General features: G+C 37.0%; 10 protein-coding genes. 3 read left to right on the top strand and 7 right to left on the bottom strand.

Annotated elements, in window-relative coordinates; all coding sequences use genetic code 11:
- The first annotated feature begins 18 nt into the window (after nt 1-18).
- Nucleotides 19-1203 (top strand): Pycsar system effector family protein, encoded by a 1185-nt coding sequence (locus EI546_RS05800; protein ID WP_128249657.1) that lies wholly within the window; start codon nt 19-21, stop codon nt 1201-1203.
- Nucleotides 1204-1461: 258 nt separating this feature from the next.
- Here the strand turns inward: EI546_RS05800 and EI546_RS05805 are convergent, their stop codons facing one another.
- Nucleotides 1462-3831, bottom strand: coding sequence for a GAF domain-containing protein (locus EI546_RS05805; RefSeq protein WP_240673171.1), 2370 nt, complete (start codon nt 3829-3831; stop codon nt 1462-1464).
- Nucleotides 3832-3956: 125 nt separating this feature from the next.
- Between EI546_RS05805 and EI546_RS05810 the strand changes: the two genes are divergently transcribed.
- A complete protein-coding gene (locus EI546_RS05810; protein ID WP_128249658.1) occupies nt 3957-5078 on the top strand; it encodes a TlpA disulfide reductase family protein in 1122 nt (373 codons plus the stop codon).
- 372 nt (nt 5079-5450) lie between these two features.
- Here EI546_RS05810 and EI546_RS05815 read toward each other — a convergent pair whose 3' ends face one another.
- Both EI546_RS05815 and EI546_RS05820 read right to left on the bottom strand, forming a co-directional pair.
- Entirely contained in the window at nt 5451-6134 is a 684-nt protein-coding gene (locus EI546_RS05815; RefSeq protein ID WP_128249659.1) for an SIMPL domain-containing protein, read from the bottom strand.
- A gap of 106 nt (nt 6135-6240) precedes the next feature.
- Nucleotides 6241-6891, bottom strand: a complete 651-nt coding sequence (locus tag EI546_RS05820) for a rhomboid family intramembrane serine protease (protein ID WP_128249660.1) — start codon at nt 6889-6891, stop codon at nt 6241-6243.
- A gap of 322 nt (nt 6892-7213) precedes the next feature.
- Between EI546_RS05820 and EI546_RS05825 the strand changes: the two genes are divergently transcribed.
- Nucleotides 7214-8089: a lysophospholipid acyltransferase family protein gene (locus tag EI546_RS05825; RefSeq protein WP_128249661.1), complete on the top strand. Its 876-nt coding sequence runs from the start codon at nt 7214-7216 to the stop codon at nt 8087-8089.
- Between the two features lie 519 nt (nt 8090-8608).
- Here EI546_RS05825 and EI546_RS05830 read toward each other — a convergent pair.
- From EI546_RS05830 to EI546_RS05845, 4 genes are all read right to left on the bottom strand, one after another.
- The gene (locus tag EI546_RS05830; RefSeq protein WP_128249662.1) at nt 8609-9475 is read right to left on the bottom strand and encodes an ABC transporter permease; all 867 of its coding nucleotides are present in this window, start codon (nt 9473-9475) and stop codon (nt 8609-8611) included.
- Nucleotides 9476-9755: 280 nt separating this feature from the next.
- Nucleotides 9756-11039: a hypothetical protein gene (locus tag EI546_RS05835; protein WP_128249663.1), complete on the bottom strand. Its 1284-nt coding sequence runs from the start codon at nt 11037-11039 to the stop codon at nt 9756-9758.
- 815 nt (nt 11040-11854) lie between these two features.
- Nucleotides 11855-13000, bottom strand: coding sequence for a tail fiber domain-containing protein (locus EI546_RS05840; protein WP_164905181.1), 1146 nt, complete (start codon nt 12998-13000; stop codon nt 11855-11857).
- 113 nt (nt 13001-13113) lie between these two features.
- Nucleotides 13114-14019, bottom strand: coding sequence for a hypothetical protein (locus EI546_RS05845; RefSeq protein ID WP_128249665.1), 906 nt, complete (start codon nt 14017-14019; stop codon nt 13114-13116).
- Nucleotides 14020-14028 lie beyond the last annotated feature (9 nt).

The raw sequence follows: 14028 nt of genomic DNA on the forward strand, positions 1-14028 counted from the left end.
AGTATAAATTTATCGTGCATGGAAAACCTAGTTCAAGAAACTGATGATTACATCTTAAAACTCTTTTCAGAAAAGCTTCCGGGCAATTTTGTTTACCACAATTATACCCACTCCAAGCGTGTTTATAAAAGTATAAATGAAATCATTGAACATTCACAAATTGGTGTTAAAGATGCACTTATCCTACGTTTAGCAGCTTTGTTGCACGACACGGGATACATAGTTTCCTGCGAAAACCATGAAGCTGAGAGCGCGAAAATAGCACGCGAATTTTTGGAATCCAAGAACGTAGAAAAAGATGTTATCGAGGGTGTAGAAAAATGTATTCTAGCCACGGAATTTAAACACACTGATCCTGAAAACGAGCTTGAGAAGATAATACGCGATGCAGATTCGTCACATTTTGGAAAAGATTATTTTGAAGAAGCCAGCGAATTTTTGAGATTGGAATTAACATTACAAGATCGTCATAAATATACTGCTGAAGAATGGCGAGAAGAAAACATTAAAATGTTAACGGAGAAGCACCAGTATTATACCGCTTACGCCCTTAAGAACTGGCAGCCCGTGAAGGAGGAAAACTTGGCCGAATTGTTATCCAAACGTAAAAAAACAAAAGAAAAACATCACCGCGATGATGAAAAAGCACGGTTAAAGGCCAAATATAAAAACGATAGTCCCGAACGGGGAATCCAGACTTTTTATCGGGTGGCTCTTAGAAACCACATTAAACTTAGCGATATAGCCGATACAAAAGCAAACATCATGCTTTCTGTAAATGCCATAATAATTTCTTTGGTACTATCTAATCTTATATCCAAACTAGATAATAACAACTATTTGATTATTCCAACCGCTATTTTTATTTTGTTCAGCGCAACTACTATGATATTGGCAGTAATCGCGACACGTCCCAACATTACCCGGGGAGAGTTCACTAAAGAAGACGTTGCCAATAAAGCTGTAAACCTTACGTTCTTCGGAAACTTTCATAAAATGGAATTGTCAGAGTTTGAATGGGCCGTGGAGGAATTATTAAAAGATAGAGGTTATGTATATAAATCGTTGACAAAAGATTTATATTTCCTGGGTCAAGTATTGGATAGAAAGTACCGAATTTTACGTATTACCTACACGATTTTTGTGGCAGGAACGATTATTTCGCTTATTGCATTTGCTGCATTCTTCTATATGGAAATGTAAGCAGTCAGCCCATTCCGCTCGATCGGTAACTATATTTTTTTAATTCCTCTAAAGAGGTTGTATTTCTCCGCTTTAAGGGATGGGGACCAAAAACAAAACACCTCCCGCCCGAAACTGATCTGGTTTGGCTTAATTCAATTTAAAACACTTGATCAAAATTCTTCCCTTTTAGGGGCCGGGGGAAAAACAGAATCCACCTCACCCCAAAGGCCGGAAGTCAAAAAAATAAAATAAAGCCATTGGCATTATAGAATTCTTCTAATCGTGAATTTCCGAAATTAAATCTTCATAGGTATAATATTCCTTTTTCTGCTTATTGTTCTTGGAATATAGAAAACTAACCCTAATAGCTTTCAATCCGGTAACACCCTGCAAATCTTCCAGTTCTACTGTTTCCACATCATCATCCAATAATTGTTGTGCTTGTAGAAAGCGAATATAGGTCTTGTATTCTTCCTCATCTTCAGCTTGTGAATATACAATTGCTAATTTTCCAGGTTTTGTAATGCGCTCATCGGTGTTTTTTATGTGGGCTTTATCCACACGTTTTTTCACAACTTCGTATCTGGCATTATAGGTACCATCTACGTCAAAGCGTTTTTCGTCCATTCTAAAGCGCAAGGATAACGAGCCATTAAAAGCCAGGATCATGGAAGCCACTTCAAGAGGAACGGGCAGTTGGTCTTTAAAACGGGAATAGGTATTTTCCATTTCACAGATTACCTGCAGCTGCCACAACTTTAAATTTTTCAGATAGATAGTATCAAATACTTTTTCTTTAGTGATAGAGGCGCCAATATAGAGGTTGTGCTCCACGCCATCGGTTTTGAATCTTTCAAAGTAATGCGGAAACATCATTTGGGCGTGTTGTTGTTTTTTATCCAAAACACCCGCAAGCACCTTGTTAACCTGCATTACAGATTCGTCATAATCCTTTCGGTGTTTATAGACCAGACCCGTATTTGGATCAATAAGTCCGTTGTATTCTTCAACAAGTTTTTTGTATTCCTCATTGGTACGGCTAAGGTGATTAAAAAACGGAATTATTTCAGAATTAAGAAAATTTATTATTCTTCGTTCCGTATCAACTTGGAGGTTCTCAACAATTTCCTCCATAAAACCCGAGATCATAAAATTCATCTGTTCAAAAATAGGCAGCGCCTCAGAATTGTTCAATTTCTGGATTACGTTGGCCGCATATTTCAATTGTTCAATCAAATCTTGTTTAGTTGCCTCATTTCGTGCCTCAGAAGATCCTTTAATATCAACCTGTCCATAAAGGGGATGCACATCCTGAAACACGATTTCCCTAAAAATGGCAGGATTGCCTTCTGATATAGATTCTAAATATCTACGCGCCTCCTTTCTAAACTTCCAATGAACGCTATTATGAATAGAGGTACATTCTTCTTGAACAATAAGTTCCAGTTCATTCTCTAAGTTGGTCTTCGCACTTACTACAGATCCCACCAAAAACGGCATAATATCCAGAAGTCTGTTTGCATTTATTGTATTAAGTTCATTTTTCTTCGACGAAACAAGTTCCAAAACTCCAAGGATTCTATCATCCGAAACAATGGCAGCAAAAACGGCACTTTTTTTACCTTGATCCAGAAGCTTTTTATAGAGAATATTATTCGGATACAGCTTATGGTAACGTTCGGCATCAGTAACAACGTAGAACTCCCTTTGTTTAAAAAGAGTGTAATACGAAGAATTGCACAAAGCCTCTTTACTGATAACAGATTTATTACCTCCTAAAAGAAAACTATTGATTTCACTGAACAAAACCCGTTCAAAAGATTCCGTTTCCTCATTGTAATCCGCAAATCCAATCTGAAGATCGGGCAGATTGAAAATAGATCTAAAAATTCTCGTGAAGTCGGTATTTTTAAAATCCTTATTGATCTCCAGATTCAATAAATCGGTTTTAAAATCTGAAATAGAGGTATCCACGGTAATATCGATAAGTGTAGCAACTAAGAAACCGTTAAATGTATAGCCTTGGGGAGGAAATTTTTCCTTCCAAACCGCGATTTCGTCAAAACTTTCTAGAAGCTCGTTGAAATCCTCTTCTTTGAGCTCGGGAGCATCAGGACTCTTTTCTACTTCTACAAATTGGGTGTTATAAAGCACCCTAAAATTGCGCACCAGATCATTGTTCATCGGAATATTGCAGTGAAAGTCCCGTTGAAAGCCTAAATCCTTTCCATAGTAATGTGAGGCAATGAGACTACAACCCAAGATGTAATATAGATCGTGGTCCAAATTGATAAGATCTGGATAGAAATTTTTTCCGGCATTTTGGGCAAGTTCCTTATAACCTGCCGAGCTCTTAATAATTATATCCCGAAAGGGAACAGTAGCGAACTTAATTTCATTGTCGTCAAAAACGGTAGGAAATAAAGGTTGCATCAGGGCATCAACCTGGTCTGAATATTCGTGTAGCTTTTCAGCATTGGATACCCCTTTGGAAAGCGCTGGATATTTGTCCGAAAGGGAAAGCATATCCTTTGTCCACTTATTGGAAGGATCCAAATTAAGTTGCTTGCGATAAGCCTCGAAAACTTTTCCAAAGCCTATTTTTATTTTCATCGGGAAATCCCGTGTGTCCAATTTTTTATCCATAGCTTAAAACACTAAATGTACATGTTCTCACCGCAAAAAATGTTAAGAATTATCCAAATAAAAGATGTAGGGCCTATCTTCTTCGAATATTCGAGTATTTTTGCCGAAATTAAATAACCTATATTATGAGACAGATTTTTGCATTGTTCCTTACATTGACCTTAACTTTAATGTCCTGTCAAAAGGATAAAAATACTTATACTTTGGAAGGGGATGCCGTCGGATTTGCAGATGGATCCGAAATATTGGTTTATACCTTTGAGGATAGACAGGCCAAAATAATCGATACTCTAATTATAGAGAATGGTAAATTCTCAGGAACTTATCCAAATGACAACGGCCTTTCCCTTAATTTCTTACGTTCTACAGATGTTAACGGAACGGTAATATATTTCCCTGGCAATGAGGATTTAAAAGCGGTTTTCTATAAGGATAGCGTACAGGCATCAAGGGTCACGGGAGGTAAGCAAAACAAGGCTTACAGTGATTTCGTATCCAAAATAAACGAGTTCAACGAGAAGAAGAAGAATAATATGGACGCCTTCCGAAAGGCTCAGGAAGAAAATGATGCTGCTGCGATTGCCAAAGTTCAGAGTGACAATTTGAATCTTACCGGAGAGGAGACAAAATTTAAGAAGGATTTTTTAGCAAATCACGATAAATCTCTTTTCTCCCTAATGCTAATTGCCGAAATGGTTGGCAGAGGGGAAATGACTTCAACTGAAGCGAATACTTTTATTTCAGATTTAAGTCCTGACTTAGCTGCAACTGACATAGCTAAAGAATTGAAAATGCAGTTAGAAAAAATGGGCAAAGCCGAGGTAGGAACAAAAGCTCCCGAATTTAGCGCCCCTACTCCCGATGGAAAGGAATTGGCTCTTGCAGATGCTTTAGGAAAATATACAATCATTGACTTTTGGGCATCTTGGTGCAAACCTTGCCGTATAGAAAACCCGAATGTGGTAAAAGTGTACAACAAATATCATGACAAAGGTTTGAACATTATAAGTGTTTCCTTGGATAAAGCTGACCAAAAAGACAAATGGTTACAAGCAATTAAAGATGATAAAATGGATTGGTACCACGTTTCGAATCTTGAATTTTGGAACGACCCTATTGCCCAGCAATACAGCGTACGTTCAATTCCAGCCACTTTCCTTTTAGATGAAAATGGTGTGATAATAGACAAAAACCTTAGAGGAGATGCTCTCGAGGCCAAAATTGGCAGTTTGCTTGGAGGAGAGTAGTTTAGTGATCAGTAGTCAGTAGTTGGCAGCCGTTAGAAAAGTTGCAGTTTACAGTTGCAGTAGGCACTATATTAACTCATAACTTCGAAATTAGGTAAAAGTCTATAGCTGCAATATTGCTCATTAGATATTTTTCATTATACTTTGCTCCGCAAAACGATATAACTAATAAAAAAACTGGAAGAAGAACGCTTTAGTTCATTTTCCAGTTTTTTATTATGGAATTTCTAAACGGAATCTAAGTATTACAAACACGTTTTCCGGATCAGACCTTGTTCATTAGCAAAGTATTTTTGGCTCTTGGCTCTCGGCTCTTACTAAACTCCACATTTCGAAATCTTGGCCGAAGCAAGCGGTTAAACCCTTCTTCTATCAATTCAATAAAAAACTTACATTGACGGTAGTTCTAATTTCCATTTCTCCAAGTGAAATTGTCTGTCCATCCCCAGCTGAAGTTGATTCCATCGCCGTCATTTTATACATTGGACGCGGATCGGGAGAGTTCCTGAATTCACTAATGGAAACAGCTTTCCCAACATTTTGATTGAGTACCGAAGCATATTCCTTGGCTTTCATCAATGCATTTTCCACTGCTTTTTTTCTAGCTTGGCTCTCCAATGATTCCTTTTGCGAGGAAGAAAAATCTATTCCATCAATTCGGTTAATGCCTGTTTCCAATAATCCATTAACCACTTGTTCATACTTACCCATATCCCGTAATTTCACAGAAAGCGATTGGTTTGCAGCGAACGTGTAGGTCTTCGTATTATAATCATAGTTTTTGGTCAGGTTCATATATTCAGTTCGCACATCCTTGTCCGCAATTTTCATCTGTTTTAAAAACTTCAACACCTCACTTACGATAGCATCATTTTGCTTTTTCAAAATTTGCGTATTTTCTCCAGTATTTTCCACCCGAATGTTGATGGTTACTTCATCAGGAACCACTTTCACTATCCCTTCACCCATAACATCAATTGTGGGAGGTACGTTATTCTGTGCCATCATTACGGTAGTTGTAATTGCTAAAATTAAAAAAGTTTTTAGAGTCTTCATTTTTTTTAAATTTATTTAGGGTTGTTAGTCGGTGGTCGATAGTTGGTAAAATTCTAGTTATAAAGGGATACTTACCTAAGCACTAAATATCTCAGGGATTCCGGTCTCACAGTTTTCCAGCTTTGTGCATTATAAACAAAATTATTAATGGTACTGCCAAGAGAATAACAATCCAAAGGCTTGATTGAAAAAGAATGGGTGCAAAGAGCAAGGTTAATACATATCCACCAACGGCGCCACCAATGTGGGCATCGTGACCAATATTTCCAACTCTGTTTTTCATTCCATAAATAGAATACAACAAATATGCCATTCCAAAAAGCCAAGCGGGAATTGGAATCGGGATAAAGAAAATAAAGAGTGACATATCTGGGTAAAATAAAATAGCACTGTAAAGAATTCCCATCACCGCCCCACTTGCACCAATGGCACTATAATGCGGTTCATCTTTATGAAAATAGAATGCAAGCAGGTTTCCAGCCAACAAACTCGCCACATAAATTATTACAAAATACATAACGCCAACTTGATCTATGACTACATCGGCAAAAAAATAGAGGGTAAGCATATTGAATAGCAAGTGTGAAAAGTCTGCATGTAAAAAAGCAGAGCTAAACATTCTAATCTGCTCTCCTCTACGGATACCGGCAACATTGAATTTATATTTTTCAAAAAACGATAAATCGTTAAACCCCTTCATCGAAATAATGACGTTGGCGGCGATAATAATGATTACGGCTATATGTGGGATTTGCATTTTTTTTAGAAAATTTAAAGATCAAATGCGAAGTTAGAAATAAGAAATTATAAATAAGTGATTTTTGAAATTTTGGTCTGATAAATCCTTATTCGAATTGATTGACCTTAAAATAAATTACAACAAAAGAATTTCGGAGCTCAGAATTTTTTCTGAAATAAATTAAAACCCGAAGACCTCAGAAATGGAGGGTTAAAAATCATTTTCTGAAATTTTTCATTGCTCCTTATAAAACGAAGAGATGATATGCTAGTTTCAATTTCGCAGTTGGCATTCCCCTTTTCGGAAGATAAATTTGAGTAGTTTTGCCGAATCTATTTCTATGCAAAAACTGCTCTATTTATTGGTCTATCCATTTCTGTGGCTCCTTTCTAAGTTGCCCATGCAGATATTGTATATCAAATCGGATGTACTGTTTTTTCTAATGTATCACGTATTTGGATATCGCAGAAAGGTAGTAAATGAGAACCTCGCTTTGGTTTTCCCAGAAAAGACGGAAAAAGAAAGAAACGAAATTGCAAAAGAATTTTTTAAACATCTCTGCGATATAATTGTTGAAACGCTAAAAGCATTTACTATTTCCGAAAAGGAAATTCGAAATCGTTTCGTGGTTACCAATGCGGAAATTCTCGACAACTATTACCAAAACAATCGCAGCATCCTTCTTATGGCAGGCCATTACGGCAACTGGGAATGGAGTGGCATCTTAAACAAACTAATACCTCATCAAGCCCACGCCGTTTTTAAAACGCTTGCAAACCAATACTTTAATTCTCTGGTTAAAAAAACAAGGGAACATTTTGGAGCAACGTTGGTCACAAATAAAAAAATAGTGAGCGTGCTGTATAGAAAGTGGAAAAAAGGCGAAAAGACCTTGACCTATATTCTTTCTGACCAAACCCCAAAAATGGGCCATTTTAAATACCATGATACCTTTTTGGGTGTAGATGTACCAATGTTCACTGGGACGGAGGAATTGGCAAAAAAACTTGATTTTACCGTTGTGTATTTGAAAGTTGAAAAATCGAAACGGGGATATTATAAGGCTACATTAATCCCGATGACAGATAATCCCAAGGAATACCCCGATTATCAAATAACACGAATGTTTTTTGATCTATTAGAAAATCAAATTCGGGAAAAGCCGGAGTTTTATCTATGGTCGCATAAACGCTGGAAGCATAGAGATAAGGTTTAATTCTGAATTCAGAATTCAGAATTTAGAATTTAGAATTATGGAAGAAGGACCAAGGGTTTAGGCCCGGAAAACTTATCGGTTTAGAATCTTACATTACTGGCAGTGTTCCTTTCGGACAATTTAACTGTAAGGCTCTAACATATTGAAAGCTAAAATCTCTCATTTAATATTCATTAATGAACATCTGAATATTATTGACCTCCCATAATCCATGAATGCATATTCTCAATGTTGGTAAGTTTAAGCCAAACGGAATCCCGAATTTCTTGGTTAAGACGGATAGGATTAAAAGTGGGAAGAAAGTTGAAATCTAGGACTTTCAAGAGATTCTCATTTTAAACCGGAAAAAACTGTTTCATTTCCTGAATTCTGTTAATTTAAAAATCCATTCTGTTTAAGGACGAATTAAGAATTTTACTTTTAATACTAAAATTATTCTTAGTGAGGAACTATATTATAGATATTCACTTTCTCTTCTTTTTCCATTATCAATATTTATAAAGTGTTGTGGAACCCAACTTAAACAGTATCGATAAAACTTTTTTCTGTTCTATTAAAAATTATTAATCCCACTAGGAACACAACAACACTCACAACCAGCGTGTAGAAAAAGCCCCACCAACTAAAGCTACCTGTACTCAACATCATATATCGGAACCCCTCGATAATTTGTGTTAGTGGATTATAAGCCACAAAGTCCGCGACCCAAGTTGGAAGTTTTTCCCGAGCTTCCGATAGAGGATAAGGCACCGAAGAAACGTACATCAATAAGGAAACAGCAAAACCCACCAGCACATTCAAGTCACGATATTTAGTAGTCATCGAGCTTACGATCATCCCTAATCCCAATCCCAAGAGGGCCATCATAAGAACATAAACAGGGAAAAGAAATAAATGGAGATTGGGACCCAATTCAAAGCCTCGAAATAAAAAATAAAAATAAAAAACTATAAAGATCAGCAGTTGTATGCCGAATTTCATGAGGTTTGAAATGGTTATAGACATTGGCATGATTACCCTTGGAAAATATACTTTCCCAAAAATACCAGCATTAGTCCTAAAAGTGTCGGATGTTCCTGTAAAACACGCAGTAAAATAATTCCAGGCAGTGATTCCTGCCAGGTTAAATAAAAAAGGAGGAATGCTTCCGGTACTGATACTTCCTAAATTATTAAAAACTAAAGTGAATATTATGGAAGTAAAAAGAGGTTGTATGAAAAACCATAGAGGCCCAAGAATAGTCTGTTTATAGACCGTGGTAATATCTCTCTTTACGAAAAGGACTAGTAAATCACGATAGCGCCAAACTTCTGGAAGGTTCAGGTCTAATACTTTTTTTTTTGAAGAAATTTCGTATAGCCAGGTATCGTCTTGATCGGTGACCAATGTGGGTTAAGTTTTAGATGAGGCTAATATAGGAAAATTTGAAGTAAAGGGCAGCAGAGATTATAGGTCACTTATCAATAATCGAGAATTGGTTATAGTAACCTAAAGTGATTGTTTTTTACATTCAGAATAAGCCGAGTTCAACTATGAAATGATCGCTTTGGGAAAGGATAAAAGACATAAGAATTGACTCGTGATAAAAATTTAAGAAGCGTAGTAAAGGATTAATTATCCTTGCAAAAAATAAATATTCAATTACCACGCTGGTTACACGACTACTTTACGGGTTTTCAGTGGGATTATAGGAATATGATTTTTCTTTTGGTTGTCCGTATAATTCTGGCACCAGGTATTTTCCTCTTTTTTCTCCCTTATCCACTTCGACATTTCGCTTTTCTGGATTTTGTTGAAAATAGGGATCATTTCGTTCAGCGGTTAATGTCCAAGATATTTTTTTGCCAGGCACGCCTCCTGCAATAACAAAGGATCCTCCTTCAATTTCCTTTTCTATATGAAGATTGGGCATAGCGGCTCCAATCGGGGTAAGTTGATAGGATGCATTTTTATTAATAGCTTCATAGTAATCGGGCAAAGTTACGGTTACGCTCCCAGTAGAACCAAAGGTATCAGTACCCCTATATACATTGAGAACTTCATTGGATTCCATACAAAAATGTTTTAATATTTTATTGGCCGGATCACGAGGATCATCAATGGCAAAATTCTTGCTACCACCAGCGGAAAAGTCCCCCGTTACATGAAAGTCCCCCGTTACATGTAGGTTTCCACCAACCACTAAGTCATTAGTTACATCAATATTCCCACTGGCTTTAATTTTCATTCTTTCAACTCCAGCTGTAGAAAAACCAAGAATATTTGTTCCACCTCTAAACATTCCAATACCTGTGTTATCCGCCCATGAATAGAAAGGAAATGATGCTGTTCCATCCTTGGTGGCATGCACTTGTTCCGCATTTGGAATTCGAAATTTCTCGACTCCATTAGTGGCAAAAGCCAATGCATTGGCACTTCGTTGAAACATTCCCGTACCAGGATTATTTATAAAGGAGTAGATAGGATAAATTTCATCCCCATCGTTAGTGGCCCTCATTCTCCCTCCGCTACTTGCGGTTCCCGCGGTTATCTCGAAACGAGAATCATTAGATGTAATAAACGATATTGCACGGTTATCTAATGTTCCCATACGTTGTATTCCAGTGCCTACATTTCCGCCCAACTTCACGTCCTTCTCTCCATCAATACCAACCCAACGTCCTAAATGACTCCAATAAACGAAACCCGGTCCGGTAGTGGTATTTTTATTATACACCAACATACTTTCTATTGGGTTAGGTATGGGTTGGTTACTCGATAAATCTGGAATATCGACCCGAGGTATGAGAATTCCCTTATTTTGCACTCCAGAAGAACGGATGTCCAGCAATGAGGATGAATTAGGGTTGGTATTTCCTATCCCAACTTGGGCAAAGGTGTTTAAGAAAAATAAGAAAAATAGGCCCCAAAGTAAAAGTCTCCTCGACTCGAATAGATGTACTCTTTTCATAACTGAAATAGATTTTTAATTAAACAAAATCCCATCAAGCGTTAGGGGAGGAATCCCAATGGAAATGCTTTCTTTTTGAGGAGTTCAATAAAAATCAAGGTGTAATACCTTTGTTATAAATTAACAATCCTGAGGAGTTATTTAGGATACCGAAAGATAATAAATTAAAACTATAAAAAAAGAAAATCTCATATTATTCAACACAATTTTAAAATATTCTCTACTATAAGGTTAAATACCTATAAACAAAGTGATTATCAATGCTCAAAATTGAGATTCTTTAGTATTGAATATTAGAATTTAGAAAAGGAGGATATTTTTGGTCGATGACTCGATGAGTCGATGAGTTGTTGAGTTAATATGTTGAGAGTAGAGGAGTTTAGAAATTTAACTGTGAATAAGGTTAGAACCTATATTCGATAAGTTTGGGAGCTTAAAGTTTAAAGCGAATAAATTGGGTACAAACTCTTATCCCAAACTTTTGGATGGAGTTGAAGGGAGGGAAGTTGAAGATTTGAGGAAATTAGATTACTAAATCCATAAATCAGATTTTAAGCTTTTGAGCATTATAGAGAGAAACAGGGGGTTTCTATGCGGAAATTTTTGACTACCTATAAAGCAGAAAAACTTGACCAATCCCTAAGTACTATCGGTTATTTGCTTTTTTCAAGTAATTGATTGAGAAGCAACTCCAATTTCGCAATTCTGGCCTCTTGGGAATTAATTATATATTGTTGTTCTTGAATTGCCTCGGTTAGAATTGGGATTAGACCATCATAATCAACCATATAATAGCCTGACACAGATTCACTTTTCTAAAAAGCGTCCATTTTCACCTTGGGATCAGGGATAGTCTTGGAAACTACCAGATCAGGAAAAATCTCCTTTAACTCCTGCGCCAAAAACCCAAAAGATCTTTTATTTGGGTCAAAGTTCATTCCGGGAAATTCCGCAGCTCTCCAGTTATATGACTTGGGATTTAACTTCATTACCTTTTCGAGTATTTTAGCATCTTCCTGCAAAGAAAGAATATTGGTTTTCCATCTTTCATCAGAATGAATAAAATAGCCATTGGACACTACCCCACCTGAAAAATACCCAGCAAAACCTCCCGAGGCGTTAGTGGTCCGACCGTAAACTCCATAATATCCAGTTGCAACCGTCCCTGTTCCAAACGAAGAATTCGGATTAAAAAATTCGGCGGCAGCCCACTGAGAATCGGGAACGGTTATTTGAGAGATAAATGCGGGAGCAGCATTGGAATCAAATGCAACATGCAATCGGGTTAAAGGGTTGATACCTATCCCTACATTGCCAGAATTGGTTATTCTCATTCTCTCGGCTCCTGAGGTTGAAAATCCCAGCGAATTGGAACTTATCCGAAAGATTCCCATATTCTTGCCATTGGTTCCGGCCCAAGAATAGGTAGGCTGTAGCGCATCTCCATCATTATAACTTCTTAACCTTCCGTTGTTCGTGAAATCGAAACGAGCTGAATTTTTTGTACGAACCTGAAATGAAACATCATCCGTCGTACCGATAAAGTGATTATCAGGATCAGTTCCCTCGTTTCCAGTAAGCTTCCACCTACCATTTGGAATAGAATCATCTTCAAGACGCATCCATTTTGCGCCATTATGATAATAAAAACCTGGTGTAACCCGATTTTCTCCAGTACCCGAAGTAGCAGTATTATAAACAGTCATCCCCGCCTGAACAGGCGGCACCAGAGGTGCAGGGTTATTTGTAGCTAATAGCCCAAGTCTGGGCAATAGTAAACCTCCAGATCTATTTGAGGCATCGATATCCAAAATCGCGTTTTCATTCGGGCTCGTAGTTCCAATTCCTACTTGTGAACTGCCATTAAATGACCAAACAAAAAGAAAAACAGGACATAGGATTTTATTGACATTAAAACGATAAATCATTGTTTGTGAGGAGTTAATTCTTACGTTTCTCAATAATAAGTTTTTTATTCTCTCCCCGAGAAATTTTAACATCAAAAATTTTCCTTATACACATAGATAAATTTCTCATTCTAATAATTAAAATAACCAAAGAGTGTTGATAGATTTTAATCTAGAATAGTAATACTTCGATGACAACGGTTCCTAGAAGAAGACGGATTAGAATATAAACTTCCAAAATCCTGACCACCCACTCGCCATTGCAGTTGAATTGAAATTGCTTCCCCAGGAGTTACTTCAACAGGAAACATAACCAATCTTGAATTCCAAGCCGTTTGGGTAATAGAACTATAATCCACATCCGAAGCGAGGCTGGTAAATGCTGTAATGGGCGTAGAAACTGACCCGATAGTTTTTACCAACTGAAAATCCGCATACCCATGAGAGGCCTTATTCGCAGCTGTTAATGGGTCCATATAGCCGGCGATACTTACATTAATGTAAATTCTAGATTTTTTAGGAATCAGGCTTATAACCATTTCATCCATATCTATAAAATTATTGGAATCATTACTTATATCGGTGTTCCCGATTGATGAATAAATTCTGTTTTTAAAGCTAGCATCTGAAGATGCCACGGTAATCCATCGCTGTATCGACTTTATATATTGTAAGGTTACGCTATTATAAATCCCTTTTAAAATAAGATTTCCATTACTGGTACATAATATACCACTAGGTCCTCCAGCGGAATTATGTACTATTTTCATTTTATGTGGAGTAGTATTTACCAAAGTTATAATTTGACCATCCACCTCCGTCAAAGGGTGTATGCCATTTATGCTAAAGTCAGTGGTTGGTCCAGAAATATTGTAAAGAGAAAGATCGGCGGCAACGATATTATTTTCTCCATCGACAAGCGTTAAAAATCCGGCCTTTAGGGAAATATTCCCGTTAATATCCAACATAGTTTGAGGATCCTCGGTGTTGATTCCTACTTGCCCCCATAGAGAATTTAGTTGAAATAAGTACAGGATGGCGAAGACATAAATGGATAAGGGCATTCTGAGCATACTCACAAG

The organism is Aequorivita sp. H23M31 (assembly GCF_004022485.1).
Lineage (GTDB): Bacteria > Bacteroidota > Bacteroidia > Flavobacteriales > Flavobacteriaceae > Aequorivita > Aequorivita ciconiae.